Origin of the sequence: Corynebacterium sp. HMSC055G02, assembly GCF_001809065.1 — a bacterium.
In the GTDB taxonomy this organism is placed as follows: domain Bacteria; phylum Actinomycetota; class Actinomycetes; order Mycobacteriales; family Mycobacteriaceae; genus Corynebacterium; species Corynebacterium jeikeium_D.
Window position 1 is genome coordinate 216,768 of the sequence record NZ_KV795659.1, and the last position, 17,579, is coordinate 234,346.

Sequence of the window (17,579 nt, forward strand, 5' to 3'; positions counted from 1 at the left end):
TGACTAGGCCTATAGCACTTTTGGGGTGCATAAACCTAGCCACTAACTGAAGAAAGGCGCCCCCCCCTGGGCGGCCCCGGTCGAACCCGGTTCCGCTCCAGGTCGGGGTCCAATCTTGACGGGGAGTGTCCTCTCGTTATTCCCGGCTGTCATCGCGGGCGAGGCTGTCCTCGTCGACGAGCCTCTCTTTGAACGCCTCGTGGCCAACGCGGTTACTAACAATTGGCGATGTACCCAGAGCAAACAGGATAATCAGGGTCAACAGAGCCAAGTCACTACTAGTAGTTGTGTGAGCTGACGCGTGCGTGGCGACGTGCACAAGCGAGCCCGACAGCGTCAAAATTAGCCCCAGTGTTTGTGGCTTGGAGGATGCGTGCATCCGACTGATGGTGTCGCGGAAGCGTATCAATCCCACGGACGCTGCAACGCACAGTAGCATTCCGGTGAGAATGAGTGTGATGGCGATAATGTCTGCCACGAGAATCATTTGGACTCTCCCTTCGCTGTTTTCGGAGCTGCTGTCGGTGTTGCCTTAGGCGCTGCTTTCTGTGCGGTTTTCTTTGTGGCGACCTTTCCGGCTGCTTTCGCCACACCCTTTCGGGAGCCCTTCGCGGGCTGCTTTCCGTCATCCGGAACACGGAACTTGGCGACTGCCAGCGAAGACAGGAAACCGAGCAGCGCAATGATGAGCATTGGATAGACCACCGAAGTGTCCAAGCTCCAGGCCATGAACGCAGCGAGCATGCCCTGCAACATTGCAGTCATGGACTCCAGCGCCACCAGGCGGTCCAGTGAGTTTGGTCCTGCGATCATGTGCCCGAGGGTAATCATCACCGCAATGAAATAGCCTGCAGCAGCTACGCCGAGCAGAATGTTAAAAACTTCCGGGTTCATCGGCTGCTCCTTTCTCCCCTTTTTCGCTGCTCGTTTCGCCTTGCTCGCCGCTTTTCGCACTGCTCGGCTGCTCTTCGCCAGAGCCTGGCTTAGTCGGTTGCTCATGTACATCGCGGTTCTCAAACGCGCGAATCACCCGTCGCTCGATTCGGGTCAACTGGTTGATTTGCTCGGCTACCTTGCTCGTCGACGACGCGTCGAGAATGTGCATGGTCAGCGTCTTTTCCCGCTTGTCGATGTCCACGATGATTCCGCCCGGCTGCAAGTTAATCAGTGCCATTGCAGTCGTGAGCGAAATATCGTCGTTGGTGCGCATAGGGACCTTGATGATGGCCGTCGGTGGTGGATCAGCTCGTCGGATGGCCAGCCAGGAGACACTGATTGAGGCCTTCACAAAGTCGATTGTCCAGGAACCGAACAGTCGCACCATGCCACCGAAGTTGATGTCCAGCGCGCTGTTTGGCGGGATAGGCATGGCGAGGTTGAGCAACGTGGCTACCAGGATTCCCGAAAGCACATTGGCAAATGTCACTTCGCCCCACAGCATGACCCAAATAATCACTGTGAATAAGAAGAGCAGGATTGAAATACGTGGTGGTCGCTTTGCAGCCACCTTGGCGCGCGCTTTACTCATCAGCTTTCACCTGCTCCTTCCAGCGTGCTGGTGGCACGTTCGGTCGCTGAATCCGACTTCCATGGGCTCTTGGTGCGGCCTGGGTTTTCCAGCTGCTCCAGGCCCTTGTCATCGGCCGAGTCGATACCGAGGACCGCTGCGCGGTACTCATCAACATTCGCGACGTTGCTTGCCGCTTCGGTAGCCACATTGGACAGTGGCCCGGCCAGAACGGTAACCCCCACAGAGGCAATCACCAGCAGGGCCGTCGGCATCACCATGCCGAGTGGCATCTTGCCGACGTCGTCACGCTCTGCGATAGCAACCATCTGAGTCCTTTCCCGGAGCGCGGCTGGCTGCGCAAGCACGGTGTCGCCCTCGGGGGCGTCGGAACGGTCGCGCCAGAAGGCCTTCGACCAGACGAGAATCATGGTGTAGAGGGTCAGCAGGCTGGTGATGATAGATCCCGCAACCAGAATCCATGCGGTGGCGGATCCGTTCTGTGCGCCGGCCTCGATGAGCATGACCTTGCCCAGGAAGCCTGAGAACGGTGGGATACCACCGAGGTTGAGCGCGGGCACGAGGTATAGCAACGCCAGCAGCGGCGACGTCTTGGCCAGGCTACCGAGGCTGCGCAGGGAGGACGAGCCCGCCTGGCGCTCGATAAGCCCGACCACCAGGAACAATGCCGTCTGCACCAGAATGTGGTGGACGATGTAGAAAATCGCGCCGCCGAGTCCCAGCGTATTGCCGACGGCAATACCGAAGATCATGTATCCGATGTGGGATACCAGCGTAAAAGACAAGAGACGTTTAATGTCATTTTGGGCCATGGCACCGAGAATGCCCATGAGCATTGTCGCTAGGCCAGCCCACATCAGGACGTCGTCAAGCCTGCCGTCTGGGAAAACGACACTGCGCGTGCGGATGATCGCGTAGACACCCACCTTCGTCAGCAGCCCCGCGAAGACCGCGGTAACCATCGACGGTGCGGTGGGGTAGGAGTCTGGCAACCACGCCGACAGCGGGAACACCGCCGCCTTCACTGCGAAGGCGACGAGCAGCACTGCGAAGATCGCGGTGCGGGTGCCATCGGGGATGTCCTCCATGCGCAGGGAAATGTGTGCGAAGTTCACCGTGCCGACCGCTTGATAAACCAGGCCAATCGCCAGCAGGAACACCATCGAGGACAACATGTTGACCATCACATACGACACGCCTGCGCGAATGCGTGACGACGATGCCCCCAGCGTGAGCAACACGTATGAGGCTACGAGCAGAACCTCGAAGCCGACGTACATGTTGAACAGATCGCCGGCCAGGAAGGCCATGGAGACGCCCATGTTGAGCAGCATGTACGTCGGAACGAAGACGGAGATCGGCTCATCTTCGTCACCATCGCTAATACCCTGGCCGATGCCGAACCACATCACGGCAAAGAGGACCAGCTGAGAGACGGTGATCATCAACACTGCGAGGTTGTCGGCTACGAGCGTGATGCCGATTGGTGCGTCCCAGCCGCCCACCTGGACCGTGTGGACGCCGTGCGCGTAGATGAGATACACCAAGGCGCTGGCGACTCCCAGCAGGCTGCCGAGCGAGATTAGCGCGATCGCCTGCTGTGCTTTGGGAAAACGTGCCAGCAGCAGAGCAATTGCGGCGGTGGCGGCGGGGACGATGATAGGCAGCGGAATTAGTGCCAGAATTATTTGCTCAGTCGTCATCGTCGTCACCTCCTGGGGAGTTTGATGGCGGGGTCACGGGCTTTTCGAAACTGGCCGGACCGAAGCTATCGCCGGCCTCTGTGGGACGACCGGTGGTGGGATCGTCGGACTTGTCGTGGTCCGGAGCAGCTGATGGGTCGCTGGCCCGACGCATTGCCAGGCTGCGGTCCTCGTGGTCATCTTGCACGTGATCGCCGATGCGGTAGCGGTGCTGGCGATAGAGCAGAGCCAACAGGAATGCGGTCATGCCCATGGAAATAACAATTGCGGTGAGGATAAAGGCCTGGGGCAGTGAGTCTGCCTGAGCATCGCTGACCAGCGATTCCCTATCCCAAATTGGTGGCCGTCCCGGCGAACCAGAGCCAAGCAGGATGAGCAGGTTGATACCGTTGCCCATCAGCAACAGTCCCATGAGCATCCTGGTCAACGAACGATCGAGGAACAGGTACACCCCTGTAGCAATCAGCGTGCCGACAGTTGCTAGCAGAACAAAATTGAGAATCACGGGTGTGTGTCCTTTCCTTCGGTCCTAGCTGGGGCTGTCGGTTCTGAAGCCTCTGAGGTGGCTGTGTTGGCAGAGTCTGCGGGTTTAGTGCCGGCAGGTTTAACGCTTGCAGGATTAGCGCCTGCGGACTTAACACCTGCGGGCTTAGCCGCCGCCAACTTGCTGCGCAGCTGGCGGGACTGGCCGAGTGCGGCTCGATTCACACGACGTGAACGATCACGCTCAGCGCGAAGGTTTATCTGAGCGTCGATGCCACCGCCCAAACTGCGCAGGATGTAGACAATCGTGCTAACCACGATCATGTATACGCCCAGGTCAAAGAGCATCGGGGAGACAACAGTGACATCTCCGAGCAGCGGAATTTCCCGCGAGCCATACGTAGAAGTTAGCGGTGCCCACCCCACAAACAGTGGCCACAACGCGCTGAGTGCCGACACCAGCAAACCGCCGCCGAGAAGCATCTCGTTAGGAATCGGCAGAGTTGCCGCCAACTCACGACGACCACCGATGAGATAACGCATGGTCAGTGCCAGCGCAGCCACGAGACCACCGGCGAAGCCACCGCCGACATCGTTATGGCCGGCAAAAAAGAGATAGAAGGAAACCACCATCATGGCGGGGAAGAGCACGCGCGATGCCACCAGCACCATGATCGGGTAGCGCAACCGCTCGGCTTCACCGGACTCATCGAGAGTGTTCAACCAACGGTTGGTGCGGCGAGCTCGATTCCGCTGCGGCTTAATCTTTGAACGCATATGCATGGTATGCGTGCGGAAGACCAGTGAGGTAATCCCCAGAGCCACCATCACCAGCACGGTGATTTCACCGAAGGTGTCCCAGGCGCGGATGTCGACAAGCAGTACGTTGACTGCATTCTGGCCGTGTCCAATATCGTGCGCCAGCGGCGGAATGTCGCCCGAGATTGGCTCAGTACGACGGGAGCCCATGGCGTAGGCGGCCAACACGGGAACCGTGACACCGACTGCAATGGCCAACCAAGCACGGTGTCGTGTCCACCTCGGGTTCGATGCCGGTGCCCGCGGGGAGAGCGTACGCAACACCAACACGAAAATAATCATTGAGACCGTCTCGACCAGCAGCTGCGTCAGGGCCAAGTCAGGAGCGCCGTACATGGCGAAAATAATGGCCAAGCCGTAGCCTGTCACGCCTACCAGGATGACCCCGGAAAGCCTGTTCTTCTGCCGGGTAGCGGCCAGCGCCGCGATAATCATGATGAGCGCAACTGCACCCTGCGGAGCAGAGTCCCACAGTTCCATTCGCAGCTCATCGCGCTCGCCGAGCAACAACGCACCGATGGACAGCACGATGAGGGTCAGCAAAATGACCGCTTCATTCAACGGGAGGGAACCACGCTGGGTCGCAGCAGTGACACGGAGAGAAAGACGGCGGGCCAAGTCCAGGATTCCGTCGTAAAGCGCATCGGCACTACCGAGAGCCGGCTGATCAAACTGCAGCTGACGCACCAGATTACGCTGCCAATGCATGATGGCACCCACGAGTAGAATTGTGGCCGTCAGTGCCAGCGGAAGGGTGAATCCGTGCCAGAGCGCCAGGTGCGTTTCTGCTTCCGTATTCGGGAATGCGCTGGTGAGGTAGGGCGAGATAATCGAGTCGAGGACGCGGGGAACCAGGCCGAAAACCAAACCTGCCAGCGCCAACAGCCAAGCCGGGCCAATCTGATCCCACGTCGGGGAATCCATCTCTGCCACGGCAGGGGAAGTGCCACCGCCGCTGGCGTGGGTGCTGGACTTGGTCGCAAACGCGGCGCGCAGCAGGTACAGCGAGTACGCTACGGTCAGAATCGAACCCACGACGAGGCCAATGGTGGTAAACACCGACGGCATCCCATGCAGCGGATCAGCATTGAGCGTGGCCTCCAGCGCAGCTTCCTTGGCGACGAAGCCGAAGAACGGCGGCACACCCATCATCGATGCAGCGGCGAGAATCGAAATCACCAGCAACTGCGGCGACTTTCTACCGAGCCCAGAGAGCTCACGGATATCGCGCGTACCAGTCAGCCTGTCAATTGTGCCCGCGACCATAAACAGCGCGGCCTTGAACATGGCATGGCCGAGCGTCAGTGCCAGGGCTGTCAGCATCGTCGCACGCGTGCCTATCGACGCGACTGTGATGATGAATCCCAACTGGCTGACAGTGCCATACGCCATAATCAGCTTGAGATCCTTCTGGCGCAGGGCCATCCAGCCGGCCATGATCATGGTCAAGAGGCCGAGCGGGATGATGATTGGCTGCCACGCGTTGGTGTCATTGAAGGTCGGCGCGAGCCGGGCAACCAGGAACACACCGGCTTTGACCATCGCTGCCGAATGCAGGAAGGAAGAAACCGGGGTAGGGGCGGCCATTGCACCGGGTAGCCAGAAGTGGAAGGGCGCGATAGCGGACTTCGACAGCGCACCAACGACCAGCAGGATTGCGGCCGTGGATACTGCCGTGGAGTCCAGCTGTGCCGCTGTCAGAGCGCCAGGCGCGGTGAGTTCGGAGAAGTTCCAGAAACCGGTGGTCACTCCCATCAGAACGATACCGACCAGCATGATGAGGCCACCCAGCGTCGTGACCAGGAGCGCCTGGCCTGCTGCGCGACGGGAGGAGGCGCGCTCGGCGTAGTAGCCCACCAGGAGGAAGGACAGAACCGAGGTAATTTCCCAGAAGACGAACATCAGCATGATGCTGTCGCTGATGACCAGGCCGTACATCGCCGCAGCGAAGGCGATCATTTGGGCTGCGAAGGAACCTACGCGGCGACGTTTGCCGAGTGGCGGGTTGATGAAGTAACCGGAGCAGTACACCAGTACGAGAAAGCCGATGGTCAAAACCAGCGTGCCGAAGAGCGATTCAATAGGACCTAATCGCAGGTTTACATCCAAGTGGATAATGGGCATCCACGAAAAATGCGTGACGGCGGGTTGCGTGAGTGCGGAAGTTTCCCCGTTGCCATTGTCTAGAGCTAAGCGAACGAGATGGGTGCCGGTGTAGATGGCACCGCCTGCCAGCGGGAGGCTGAGTACGAGGAACCCGCGGGTTCCGAGCCACTTAATCGTCCATGGTGCAAGCGCTGCCGTAACGAACAGGATGCACAGGAGAGAAGTCACTATTCCATAATGATTGGAACACGCCAGTTCATGCAACCCCGTTTTAGGGACTTAAGCATTTGAAGCGGTGTTAACCGAGTGTGTGAAAACGGTCAATTGTTTCTGGGAAAGTGAAAATTTGGGGGTGAGTTGTGGGGGGGGGAGCGGAAGTTGGGCATTTTTTGGGGCTTGAGCGGCTGACTGCTCAAGCCCCAAATCAGTGCCATTACTGCCCCGTTACCTTGTGAGTGTCCCCGATAATGGGGATAGTCGCTGGTCCCGGTATGGCTTACCTGCCCTGTAGTTTCCATAATCCGGGGGGGTGTTGCCGCCGGGTGCCAGGACTTTCGATGACAGCTGATAGGGACACGGCCAGTTTTAAACTAGGTCTCTTTGTAACGTGGGTGCTTGCAACGAAGGTCATGACACCAGCGACTGGAACAACGCCATACCCATCTCGTTTTCTAGGAGCTCATCATGTCTCCGGAGCATTCCATCGACATATTCCTTGGGTTAGACGTCGGCAAATCTGAACACCACGCCTGCGCCTTAGACCGTGATGGCAACAAGGTCTTCGACAAACCGTTGCCTCAACTCGAATCCGAACTAGCAGGCGTTTTTCACCAGCTTCAGAAGCTTGGCACCGTGCTCGTGATCGTCGACCAACCCAACACCATCGGCGCACTACCGATTGCTGTAGCCCGGGACTGCGGTTGCGAAGTCGGATACCTGCCAGGTCTTGCGATGCGCAAAGCTGCAGATCTCTATCCGGGACGTGCAAAAACAGACAAACGCGACGCATTCATCATCGCCGACACCGCCCGCACAATGCCCCACACGCTACGTGCCGTCGACCGCAATGATGAGGTACTCTCCGCCCTAAAGATGCTGTCCGGCTTCGATGATGACATCGCCCGCGATTGCACTCGCACTGTCAATCGGCTTCGCAGTGTCCTCACCCAGATCTACCCCAGCCTGGAACGAGTTTTTGCTGGTAGCACCCTGACTCGCACGCCGATCCTGGAATTATTGATCCATTACAAGGGGTCGCAGGGGCTAAAAAGAGCCGGATACCAACGAGTGTTGAACTGGATGATCAAGCGCACACGTAAAGACCCCACCCCGCTGGTAGACGACATTTTTACAGCGCTGAAAGCTCAAACAGTCACCGTGCCTGGAAGCGATGCCGCCGAGTTAGTAATTCCTCAACTGGCTGCAAACATCCAGGCCCTCAAAGAGCAACGAAACACCATTGCTGAGCAGGTTGAAGAGATGCTCGCTGATTTCCCTCTTTGTGAGGTCTTGATGAGTATGCCCGGAGTCGGCATCAAGACCGCAGCGCAGATCCTTCTTGCGATCGGTGATGGCTCCGACTTCGCTAGTGCTGGCCACTTAGCTGCTTATGCTGGAATAGCACCCGTGACTAGACGATCCGGTTCGTCGATCAGAGGTGAATTCCCGGCACGGTCAGGCAATAAACGACTGAAAAACGCCTTGTTCTACTCCGCATTCGCAGTTATCCGCAGCCACGAACCGTCACGGCGGTATTACGAACGCAAACGCGCTGAAGGAAAACGCCACAACGCAGCAGTCATCTGCCTGGCACGACGCCGATGCAATGTCATCTACGCGATGCTGAAAAACAAGGAGTTCTTCCGCGAAATCCCGCCACGCCCCGTCGCCGCATAAAGCCCCAAAGACGAAGCCGACCAGCACACGCTGGCCGGCTCCTAGGCACGCCTAAGAAACTACTCCCAAGACTGTGCTCGTCAACATCGGTCTGGCACTTGACAAAAACATAGGGACACCCCCCAACACCACCCCACCCCAAAGGTCAATACATTGAACTTGGTGATTCATTGAACTGACCACTATTCTTGGCTGCCATGAGTATTAGCGTCCAGAACTTGAGCGTGAGCTACGGCGCGAACACCGCGATTCGGAACATCAGCTTCACCCTCGACTCCCCCGGCATGCACGGCATCATCGGCCCCAACGGCTCAGGCAAATCCACCCTCATGAAGGCGATGCTCCAGATCCTGGACAAACACAACGTCCACGGCACAGGCCCCACCGGCGCCCCTGCCGGCTACCCCGTCACCCTCGACGGCAAGGCCCCCGCCGAGCAGCGCCGCGCAATCGCTTATATCGAGCAGCGCTCTGACCTCGACCGCAACTTCCCCACCAGCGTCTTCGACACCGTCCTGATGGGCACTTACCCGCGCCTGGGTCTTTTCCACCGCCCCGGCAAGGCCGAACGCGAAGCAGCCACCCAGGCTCTCAAGGACGTCGACATGTGGGACTTTCGCCACCGCCACATCAGCGAACTCTCGGGCGGACAGTTCCAGCGCGTCCTCTTTGCCCGCGCCATCGTCCAGGACGCGGAGTACATCTTCCTGGACGAGCCCTTCGTCGGCATCGACGTCCCCAGCGAGAAGACGATCGTGACCCTGCTGCGGCAGATGGCGGACGCGGGCAAGCACGTCGTCGTCGTGCACCACGACATGAACACGGTGCGCGGCTACTACAACGACCTCATCGTCCTCAACGGCGAGCTCGTCGCGGCGGGTCCCACCGAGGAGGTCTTCGTCCCCGACGTGCTGCAGAAGGCCTTCGGCGCGCTCGTCATCCGCGAGCCGTCAGCACCAGCCCACCCCACGCCACGGCAGGCAGCCCTCCAGGAGGAGACAGCATGATCGCGGAGTTCCTCGACTCACTACTCAGCCACGGCTACCTGCAAAAAGCGCTGATCACCTCGGTGATCGTGGGCGTGGCCTGCGGCATCGTCGGCAGCTTCATCGTGCTGCGCGGCATGGCCCTGATCGGCGACGCCATCTCGCACGCCGTACTACCGGGGGTCGCGGCCTCCTACCTGCTCGGCACGAACCTCTTCCTCGGGGCGGTGGTCGCGGGTCTACTCGCCACACTGGCGATCGGGCTGATCAGCGAACGCTCCACTGTGAAGAACGATTCGGCGATCGGCATCGTCTTTTCCACCTTCTTCGCGATCGGCGTGCTGCTCATGGCGAAAGCGCAGACGGCGACGGATCTGACGGAGATCCTCTTCGGCAACGTCCTGACCGTTCAGGACGCCGACCGCAACCTCTCGATCGGTATTGCCGCTGCCGTGCTGATTCTCACGCTGGTCTTTTACAAGGAGCTCAAGCTCAGCACCTTCGACCCCGTCATGGCGCAGTCGGCTGGCGTGCCCGTGCGGGCAATCCACTACGGGCTGATGGTGGTGCTCACGCTGGTGACGGTCATTTCCCTGCAGACGGTGGGCGTGATCCTGGTGGTCTCCCTGCTGATCACTCCGGCGTCGGCGGCGTACCTGCTGACGAACCGGCTGGGAGTGATGATCGGGCTTTCAGTGGCGATCTCGGCGCTCAGCTCCGTAGTGGGGCTGTTCCTGAGCTATAGCTACAACGTGTCCTCCGGCGTGACGATCGTGCTGACCGCCAGCGCGCTGTTCCTGCTGGCTTTCCTCTTCGCGCCAGGCAAGGGACTGATTGCTCGCTCGCTGGGCAATAAGCCACTGGCCGCGCTGTTGGCCCTCCTGGTGGGCGGTGCCCTCGTGTTCGGGGCCGTGACCTTCTCGACGGAGGAGAAGGCAGACGGTGAGCAGCTGAACGTCGTCACCACCTTCACGCTGCTGGCGGACCTGGTGGAGGAGATCGGCGGCGAGGCGGTGGACGTCCATAACCTCGTGCCGACCGGCACGGACCCGCACGACTACGACCCCCTGCCCGCGGACCTGGATGCGACGAGCGACGCCGACCTGCTGTTCTACAACGGGCTGAACCTCGAGGGCGGTGAGCACGGCTGGCTCGCGAAACTGAAAAACACCGCGGGCCTGGACGATTCCCAGATGGTCGAGGCCACCAAGGGCGTGGAACCGAAGTACCTCAAGGACGAAAAGGGCAATCAGGAGATCAACCCGCACGCCTTCCTGGACCCGACCGTCGGCATCGCGATGGCCGAGAACGTGACCGCGGCGCTGGCCGAGGCCCTGCCCGAGCGTGCCGAGCACATCGAGGAGAAGGGGGCGGAGTACAAGGCCATGCTGGAGAGCATCGACGCCGACTACCGCGAGCAGATCGGTGCGCTGCCGAAGGAGGATCGTGTGCTCGTGGCCAGTGAACATGCCTTCCAATACATGGTCGACACCTACGGCATGGAGCAGCTGTATATCTGGCAGATCGACACGGATGAAAACGGCTCCCCCGCGCAGATCGGACACCTCGTGCGCCAGCTGAAGGACAAGCGCCCGAAGCACCTGTTCGTGGAGTCGAACGTGGATACGCGCCCCATGAAGACCGTCTCGAAGGAGGCCGGGATTCCGATCTTCGACGAGCCACTGCACTCCGATGAGCTCGGCAAGCCGGGCACGGTCGCGGGAACCTACGAGGATTTCCTGCGCAGCAACTTGAAGACCATGATCGCGGGGCTGAAGCGCTAAAACGCGAATGCTCGAGGCCCACATGCGTTGGGCTTCCCCGGTCGCATTCCCCCCCCCGTTTACTAAACGAGCAGCATCCGCGTCCTACCCATGCAGGCGGTTAGCAGCGCAGACCAAAGCGGAGAGCACGGAAGCCTCCGGAGTCTGGCCGAAGCCCATGGTCCACACATGGTCATTGTTGTGACCTGCATAGACAAAGGTAGCGGTAGCTTCGAAGATTTCGAACTGGTGGAATTCCACGATTTCCACGCGGTAACCTGCATCAGCCAGCAGATTAGTGCAAGCCGACACCGGCCCCATAGCGGTGATTTCCTGGGTGAAAGTGCGAGTGTGGCCGTCCTTGTCGGTCAGCGACAAATCAGCGTTGAAGTTCCAGCGGCCCAGGGTGCCACGGGTTGCCTCGAAATTCTTGATTTGGACTGGGCCGTTAGTGGGGGAGTAAGTGTCCTTGAACTTCTGCCAGTTCATGCCACGGGCTTCCTGCCTCAAGCCACGAGGCAGGCGATGTCCGAAGCGAGCCCTAAACGGATCGTCGGAATAAGTTCGCACATTGCCATTGTCCTGGTGCTCCAACGAAGGGCGCTTGCCCGTGAAGGTCGTCGAGGTGGACATGTTCTTCTGGGTGCGAGTGGAAAACATTCTTTTCTGGTCCTTTGCTTAATTGCTTTGCTGTGAGTGGCGGACCAACCAAGTGCTTCGATAAGTTGCGGCCAGAGACCCCGCGTGGAGGGGTCAGTCCTGTCGGCCTCCACCGGGGTTCGTAGCCTTCGCTACTCGAATAAGAATGTTCTGCTGCATGGGTCGAACCTTACTACAGAAAAAAGATGTGACACAAGTCATTCAGCCAATATTTTTGGCTTTGACTTAAATTCCGTTGACGGAAGCCAAGAAAACTGCCTCGCCAATAGCGATGTCGCGAATCTCGTTCGGGTCCACCGACTCGTCGGCCGAGTGAATGCGGGCCTGTGGCTCTTCCACGCCGTAGAGCGCGATGTCAGCACCTGGTACGGCCTCCAGCAAAGTGGCGCACAGAGGGATCGAGGCGCCCTCGCCCATGCTTGCGGTTTCCTTGCCGTAGGCGGCCGACAGGCTGTCGGCAACCAGTTGCACAACCTTGCCCTCAACATTGGCCCGGAATGGGTTTGCCAACTCGTCGCGCTCAACCGTCACCTTCACGCCCCACGGAGCATGTGCGCGCAGGTGATTTTCCAGTGCGTCCTGTGCTTCGGCCGGGTCGACGCCGCCTGGGATGCGGAAGTTGATGTGCGCCATAGCGGTCGATGAGATTGCATTGACAGCATTGGTCGCTGGTGGACAATCGATTCCGGTCACAATCACAGACGGACGAGCCCAGGTCAGGTCGGAGACGGAAGTGTCCTCGTTGCTAATCAGGTCTACGCCGTCAAGCACACCCGCATCGGCGCGGAAAGTTTCTGGCGCGTAGTCCAGGCCCTCCCAGCGTTGCGAGCAGTCCAGGCCATCAATAGAGGTAAAGCCATTTTCATCGCGCAGGCTGTCGAGCATACGAATCAGCGCCGCGAGTGCATCCGGAGCCGCGCCGCCGAACATGCCCGAGTGAACAGGCTGTTCCAGCGCATTGACGCGAACTTCCACATCGGCGGTGCCGCGCAGAGTGGTTACGAGTGTCGGTTGGCCAACCTCGGCATTGCCGACATCCGCAATGAGGATAACGTCGGCGTCGAAAAGCTCCGGCTGCGTGGCGATGAGGTTGTTCAGGCCCGCCGATCCGCGCTCCTCGGAACCTTCCACGATGAGCTTGATGTTTGGCATATCGACGCGGCCTGCAAGCGCGTCGTCACGCAGCGCGCGCAGCGCAGCTAGGTGCATGACCACGTTGCCCTTGCAGTCGGCAGTACCGCGGCCGTACCAGCGACCGTCGCGCTCGTCGAGCGTCCATGGATCTGCGGTCCAAGCGGATTCGTCGCCCGCCGGCTGGACGTCGTAATGGGAGTAGAGCAGTACGGTCTTCGCGCTTTCCGACGACCCGGGGACGAAACCCGACAGAGCAATCGAGCCGTCGACGGTGTGGTGCGCCTTCAGTTCGATGTCCAGCTCTGCGTACATCTCGGTAACCGCCTGAGCTGCGTCAATGCAAGCCTGTTTGGTTTCTTCGGTGCCGTGTACGGAGGGGAAAGCCACCAGCTCGGTCAGCTGGGTGCGGATGGTCTCGCGTTGGCTGGAGATGTGGTCTCGCAGGGCGTCCGTGAGTTCCTTATTAATAATGCTCATGTGCGACAGTGTAGGCGCACAACCACGATGGCGTTGGGAGTGACGTCGGGAGTGGTATTGGCGTTGGGAGTTGCGGCGCTTAACCTTGCACTCGATGGGGTTGAGTGCTAAAAAAGTGAATTAGCACTTGCTCGAATTGAGTGCTAATAAAAACAACTTCACACCTTGTGTATGTGTGCGTTGTATGCGAGTTGCAGCAAACTGCAGCACATACTGCAGCGCAGGCTGAAACAAGTGTTGCAAAGTCGTTAAAAAGTACAGTGTTGACTCCGGTGATGGAGAGGGCGGCGCTTCCCTCGAATCACATGCCGTCGCGGGCGCCTGGGTCAACTTCCAATGTAAGTGCCACATAAATAGACGGAGGATTCTTCAAACCTCATGGCTAAGATGATTGCATTTGACGAGGAGGCCCGCCGCGGTCTCGAAACGGGTCTGAACACCCTGGCAGACGCTGTCAAGGTTACGCTGGGCCCGAAGGGTCGCAACGTAGTCCTCGAGCGCAAGTGGGGCGCACCGCTGATCACCAACGACGGTGTCTCCATTGCACGTGAAATCGAACTTGAGGATCCTTACGAGAAGATCGGCGCTGAGCTGGTCAAGGAAGTTGCCAAGAAGACCGACGATGTCGCTGGTGACGGTACTACTACCGCTACCGTTCTGGCTCAGGCTCTGGTTTCCGAGGGTCTGCGCAACGTTGCTGCTGGCTCCAACCCGATGGGCATCAAGCGCGGCATCGAGAAGGCTGTCACGGCTGTTACCGAGAAGCTCCTGGAGTCCGCTAAGGACATTGAGACCAAGGAGCAGATTGCTGCTACCGCTGGTATCTCCGCTGCTGACCCGGCTATCGGTGAGCTGATTGCCACCGCTATGGACAAGGTCGGCAAGGAAGGCGTCATTACCGTGGAAGAGGCCAACACCTTTGGTCTCGACCTGGAGCTGACCGAGGGTATGCGCTTCGACAAGGGCTACATCTCCGGTTACTTCGCCACTGACATGGAGCGCCAGGAGGCCGTTCTGGAGGATCCGTACATCCTCCTGGTTTCCGGCAAGATTTCCAACATCAAGGACCTGCTGCCGCTGCTGGAGAAGGTCATGCAGTCCGGCAAGCCGCTGCTGATCATTGCTGAGGACGTCGAGGGCGAGGCTCTGTCCACCCTGGTCGTCAACAAGATCCGCGGTACCTTCAAGTCTGTCGCTGTCAAGGCTCCGGGCTTCGGCGACCGTCGTAAGGCAATGCTGCAGGACATGGCTATCCTGACCGATGGCCAGGTCATCTCCGAGGAGGTCGGCCTGTCGCTCGAGACCGCTGACCTGCCGCTGCTGGGTCGCGCTCGCAAGGTGGTCGTCACCAAGGACGAGACCACTATCGTCGAGGGCGCTGGCGAGCAGTCCGCTATCGAGGGCCGCGTCAACCAGATCCGCGCTGAGATCGAGAACTCCGACTCCGACTACGACAAGGAGAAGCTGCAGGAGCGCCTGGCTAAGCTCGCCGGCGGTGTTGCAGTTATCAAGGCTGGCGCCGCAACTGAGGTCGAGCTCAAGGAGCGCAAGCACCGCATTGAGGATGCCGTCCGTAACGCAAAGGCTGCTGTGGAAGAGGGCATCGTCGCAGGTGGCGGTTCCGCACTGCTGCAGGTCTCGCACGTGCTTGACGACGAGCTGGGTCTGACCGGCGACGAGGCAACCGGTGTCCGCATCGTGCGTGCGGCTCTCGCAGCTCCGCTGCGCCAGATTGCTCTGAACGCTGGTTTCGAGGCCGGCGTCGTTACCGAGAAGGTTGCTTCCCTGCCGCAGGGTGAAGGCCTGAACGCTGCTACCGGCGAGTACATCGACCTGATGGAAGCTGGCATCAACGACCCGGTGAAGGTTACCCGCTCCGCACTGCAGAATGCCGCTTCCATTGCGGCTCTGTTCCTGACCACCGAGGCTGTTGTCGCTGACAAGCCGGAACCGGCTATGCCGGCAATGCCGGGTGGCGACGAGATGGGCGGCATGGGCTTCTAAAAGAGGTCCCGACTGCTTGAGTTAGCCTAAAAAGCGCCGCTGAGGGAAATCCTCAGCGGCGCTTTTTGCTGTGTAACTTGAGAAAGTTTTAAGTCCCCGAACCCACCCTCGTTGCATCAGACGCCTCAGCGCTTGGTAGTGAAAAATAACCGATGATCTGTACCCATGTACGCAATGCCGAGGACTGTCTGTTATTAATCCTGCTGCCTCAGTACAGGTGAGATCTTTAGGTGTCCCTTTAAGGCCAGAGACGGGCCGTCGCGCTCGCCGACAATCTGGATGCAACTACCGACTTATCAAAATGTGAAATTCTTCTGGTTTCGCTACCGAACCCTGCCACTTTGCTATTCGGCCGGCTTATTCGCGGCCTCGATAAGCTCGGTTGACCAGTTCGCCTGCTGAATACGGGTATCCAAGTCCCGGTATTCCTTCGCCGCCTTGTCGGCTTTCTGGCGCAGCGACCGGATATCCACAGTGGCGACATAGCGAATCTCCGAAGCTGAGTATCGATCCCGCCGACCCGAGCCCTGATCGGCTGCGGAGGTGTAGAACCGCCGCCGTGTTAGCAGGTGGTCGCGCTTCGCAAGTGCGTCGCTAAGCGTTCCGTCCTCGAAGGCAGTAGCGGAATTCGTTGCGTTAATCGAGCGCACCAGCCATTCGAAGCGCGCCATCAGACGCTCGGCTTCGGCAATAAGCGCTTGCGGATCTTCATCAGGCGTATCGCCTTCCTGCACCTGCGCCACCAGCGCGAGACGGCGATTAATCTCAGCCAGCCGGTCGGAAACTTCGGATCGTGCGGCAAGAGCCTCGGATAACAACATGGCATTTATTGTACGCGCAGTGCTTATCGACGGTCGCTGCGTGCAGTCCCACCCCCTCAATTTCGGTAAGACGGAACGTTAACTGCTGGGAAATTGCAGGTAAGGGCACCCGCATGGGGGACGTGTGGTAGAGAAATTCAGTAGGATAAGGGGTATGGCTGACAAGAATGAAGAGGAATTCCACATCGTCGATTTGGCGAAGACCGAAGGTTACGTCGTCGATGATTCTGATGAGGACGATCCGGTACTGGTCACTCCAGACGGTGAGCGGGTTGATACCTGGCGCGATGGCTACCCGTACGAGGAGCGCATGACGCGCAAGGAATACGAGTCTATTAAGAGGAAGCTGCAGATTGAGCTTCTGAAGTGGCAGAACTGGACCAAGGAAACTGGTCAGAAGCACATCATCCTCTTCGAAGGCCGTGACGCCGCTGGTAAGGGCGGTACCATTAAGCGCTTTAACGAGCACCTGAATCCGCGTGGTGCTCGAACTGTGGCTCTGGAAAAGCCGTCGCCGCGTGAGTCCACCTCGTGGTACTTCCAGCGCTATATTGAGCATTTTCCGTGCGCTGGCGAAATCGTCTTCTTCGACCGTTCTTGGTACAACCGTTCGGGCGTTGAGCGCGTGATGGGTTTCTGTACTGAGTCTCAGCATGCAGAGTTCCTGCGTGAGGTTCCGATGCTGGAGAACATGATTCTGGGCTCCGGTATTTCGCTGACCAAGCTGTGGTTCTCGGTGACCCAGAAGGAGCAGCGCACTCGCTTCGCTATTCGCCAGGTCGACCCGGTACGTCAGTGGAAGCTCTCTCCGATGGACCTCGCATCGCTGGACCGTTGGGGTGACTACACCCGCGCGAAGGAAGAGCAGTTCCGTTACACGGATACCGATGAGTCCCCGTGGATTACCATTAAGTCCAACGACAAGAAGCGTGCCCGCATCAACGCGATGCGTTATGTGCTGAGCAAGTTTGAGTACACGGAGAAGGACCACGAGCTGGTCGGTACTCCGGATCCGAAGATTGTTAAGCGTGGCCGCGACCAGATTGGTGACTAGCTCGGTGGTCCGTGACTGACAAAGTTCTTGTCTAGAAGAAACGCCCGTAGGAGTGCTCAGGCACTCGGCGGGCGTTTTCTTATGGCTGGCGGAGGCGGGGCGATGCCCTTACGGGGTTAAGTGACAAAAGGGGATGCGGACGTTT

General features: G+C 59.1%; 14 protein-coding genes. 5 read left to right on the forward strand and 9 right to left on the reverse strand.

What is annotated here, in order from left to right; translation table 11 throughout:
* Window positions 1–136: 136 nt before the first annotated feature.
* Genes HMPREF2547_RS07385 through HMPREF2547_RS07410 form a run of 6 tightly spaced genes read right to left on the reverse strand, consistent with a single transcriptional unit; the run spans window position 137 to window position 6,870 of the window.
* Window positions 137–487 carry a monovalent cation/H(+) antiporter subunit G gene (locus HMPREF2547_RS07385; RefSeq protein WP_016421509.1) on the reverse strand — a complete coding sequence of 117 codons (351 nt, stop codon included), beginning with the start codon at window positions 485–487 and terminating at the stop codon, window positions 137–139.
* Window positions 484–894: a monovalent cation/H+ antiporter complex subunit F gene (locus tag HMPREF2547_RS07390; protein WP_070605341.1), complete on the reverse strand. Its 411-nt coding sequence runs from the start codon at window positions 892–894 to the stop codon at window positions 484–486. The genes HMPREF2547_RS07385 and HMPREF2547_RS07390 overlap by 4 nt, the downstream gene beginning before the upstream one ends.
* Window positions 875–1,528: a Na+/H+ antiporter subunit E gene (locus tag HMPREF2547_RS07395; protein ID WP_070605344.1), complete on the reverse strand. Its 654-nt coding sequence runs from the start codon at window positions 1,526–1,528 to the stop codon at window positions 875–877. The genes HMPREF2547_RS07390 and HMPREF2547_RS07395 overlap by 20 nt, the downstream gene beginning before the upstream one ends.
* Window positions 1,528–3,231 (reverse strand): Na+/H+ antiporter subunit D, encoded by a 1,704-nt coding sequence (locus HMPREF2547_RS07400; RefSeq protein WP_049193797.1) that lies wholly within the window; start codon window positions 3,229–3,231, stop codon window positions 1,528–1,530. Before HMPREF2547_RS07400 ends, HMPREF2547_RS07395 begins: the two co-directional genes overlap by 1 nt.
* Window positions 3,221–3,736, reverse strand: coding sequence for a Na(+)/H(+) antiporter subunit C (locus tag HMPREF2547_RS07405; protein WP_048760372.1), 516 nt, complete (start codon window positions 3,734–3,736; stop codon window positions 3,221–3,223). Before HMPREF2547_RS07405 ends, HMPREF2547_RS07400 begins: the two co-directional genes overlap by 11 nt.
* Window positions 3,733–6,870, reverse strand: coding sequence for a Na+/H+ antiporter subunit A (locus HMPREF2547_RS07410; protein ID WP_083296874.1), 3,138 nt, complete (start codon window positions 6,868–6,870; stop codon window positions 3,733–3,735). Before HMPREF2547_RS07410 ends, HMPREF2547_RS07405 begins: the two co-directional genes overlap by 4 nt.
* 453 nt (window positions 6,871–7,323) lie before the next feature.
* Between HMPREF2547_RS07410 and HMPREF2547_RS07415 the strand changes: the two genes are divergently transcribed.
* The 3 genes from HMPREF2547_RS07415 (at window position 7,324) to HMPREF2547_RS07425 (ending at window position 11,305) form a co-directional block, all read left to right on the forward strand.
* Complete coding sequence (locus tag HMPREF2547_RS07415) at window positions 7,324–8,535, forward strand: IS110 family RNA-guided transposase (RefSeq protein ID WP_070605352.1); 1,212 nt, start codon at window positions 7,324–7,326, stop codon at window positions 8,533–8,535.
* Between the two features lie 197 nt (window positions 8,536–8,732).
* Window positions 8,733–9,542, forward strand: coding sequence for a metal ABC transporter ATP-binding protein (locus tag HMPREF2547_RS07420; protein WP_035006260.1), 810 nt, complete (start codon window positions 8,733–8,735; stop codon window positions 9,540–9,542).
* Window positions 9,539–11,305 (forward strand): metal ABC transporter solute-binding protein, Zn/Mn family, encoded by a 1,767-nt coding sequence (locus HMPREF2547_RS07425; RefSeq protein WP_222865187.1) that lies wholly within the window; start codon window positions 9,539–9,541, stop codon window positions 11,303–11,305. Before HMPREF2547_RS07420 ends, HMPREF2547_RS07425 begins: the two co-directional genes overlap by 4 nt.
* A gap of 84 nt (window positions 11,306–11,389) precedes the next feature.
* Here HMPREF2547_RS07425 and HMPREF2547_RS07430 read toward each other — a convergent pair whose 3' ends face one another.
* Together HMPREF2547_RS07430 and HMPREF2547_RS07435 are read right to left on the reverse strand one after the other, a co-directional pair.
* Entirely contained in the window at window positions 11,390–11,944 is a 555-nt protein-coding gene (locus tag HMPREF2547_RS07430; RefSeq protein WP_038626681.1) for a 2-isopropylmalate synthase, read from the reverse strand.
* A gap of 225 nt (window positions 11,945–12,169) precedes the next feature.
* Entirely contained in the window at window positions 12,170–13,555 is a 1,386-nt protein-coding gene (locus tag HMPREF2547_RS07435) for a dipeptidase (protein WP_070605355.1), read from the reverse strand.
* Between the two features lie 378 nt (window positions 13,556–13,933).
* Here HMPREF2547_RS07435 and groL point away from each other — a divergent pair, with 378 nt between their 5' ends.
* On the forward strand, window positions 13,934–15,559 hold the full coding sequence (gene groL, locus HMPREF2547_RS07440; RefSeq protein WP_038626677.1) for a chaperonin GroEL: 1,626 nt from the start codon (window positions 13,934–13,936) through the stop codon (window positions 15,557–15,559).
* Between the two features lie 344 nt (window positions 15,560–15,903).
* Here the strand turns inward: groL and HMPREF2547_RS07445 are convergent, their stop codons facing one another.
* Window positions 15,904–16,380 carry a DIP1984 family protein gene (locus HMPREF2547_RS07445; protein ID WP_049190643.1) on the reverse strand — a complete coding sequence of 159 codons (477 nt, stop codon included), beginning with the start codon at window positions 16,378–16,380 and terminating at the stop codon, window positions 15,904–15,906.
* A 154-nt stretch (window positions 16,381–16,534) separates the two neighbouring features.
* Here HMPREF2547_RS07445 and ppk2 point away from each other — a divergent pair, with 154 nt between their 5' ends.
* Window positions 16,535–17,434 (forward strand): polyphosphate kinase 2, encoded by a 900-nt coding sequence (ppk2, locus tag HMPREF2547_RS07450; RefSeq protein ID WP_005510168.1) that lies wholly within the window; start codon window positions 16,535–16,537, stop codon window positions 17,432–17,434.
* The last annotated feature ends 145 nt before the right edge of the window (window positions 17,435–17,579 follow it).

Bases quoted from the DNA above. Each gene is read 5' to 3' on its own strand.
- HMPREF2547_RS07420 (WP_035006260.1), top strand. From the start codon at position 8,733: ATGAGTATTAGCGTCCAGAACTTGAGCGTGAGCTACGGCGCGAACACC.
- HMPREF2547_RS07435 (WP_070605355.1), bottom strand. From the start codon at position 13,555: ATGAGCATTATTAATAAGGAACTCACGGACGCCCTGCGAGACCACATC.
- groL (WP_038626677.1), top strand. From the start codon at position 13,934: ATGGCTAAGATGATTGCATTTGACGAGGAGGCCCGCCGCGGTCTCGAA.
- HMPREF2547_RS07445 (WP_049190643.1), bottom strand. From the start codon at position 16,380: ATGTTGTTATCCGAGGCTCTTGCCGCACGATCCGAAGTTTCCGACCGG.
- HMPREF2547_RS07385 (WP_016421509.1), bottom strand. From the start codon at position 487: ATGATTCTCGTGGCAGACATTATCGCCATCACACTCATTCTCACCGGA.
- HMPREF2547_RS07390 (WP_070605341.1), bottom strand. From the start codon at position 894: ATGAACCCGGAAGTTTTTAACATTCTGCTCGGCGTAGCTGCTGCAGGC.
- HMPREF2547_RS07400 (WP_049193797.1), bottom strand. From the start codon at position 3,231: ATGACGACTGAGCAAATAATTCTGGCACTAATTCCGCTGCCTATCATC.
- HMPREF2547_RS07415 (WP_070605352.1), top strand. From the start codon at position 7,324: ATGTCTCCGGAGCATTCCATCGACATATTCCTTGGGTTAGACGTCGGC.
- HMPREF2547_RS07430 (WP_038626681.1), bottom strand. From the start codon at position 11,944: ATGTTTTCCACTCGCACCCAGAAGAACATGTCCACCTCGACGACCTTC.
- HMPREF2547_RS07395 (WP_070605344.1), bottom strand. From the start codon at position 1,528: ATGAGTAAAGCGCGCGCCAAGGTGGCTGCAAAGCGACCACCACGTATT.
- ppk2 (WP_005510168.1), top strand. From the start codon at position 16,535: ATGGCTGACAAGAATGAAGAGGAATTCCACATCGTCGATTTGGCGAAG.
- HMPREF2547_RS07425 (WP_222865187.1), top strand. From the start codon at position 9,539: ATGATCGCGGAGTTCCTCGACTCACTACTCAGCCACGGCTACCTGCAA.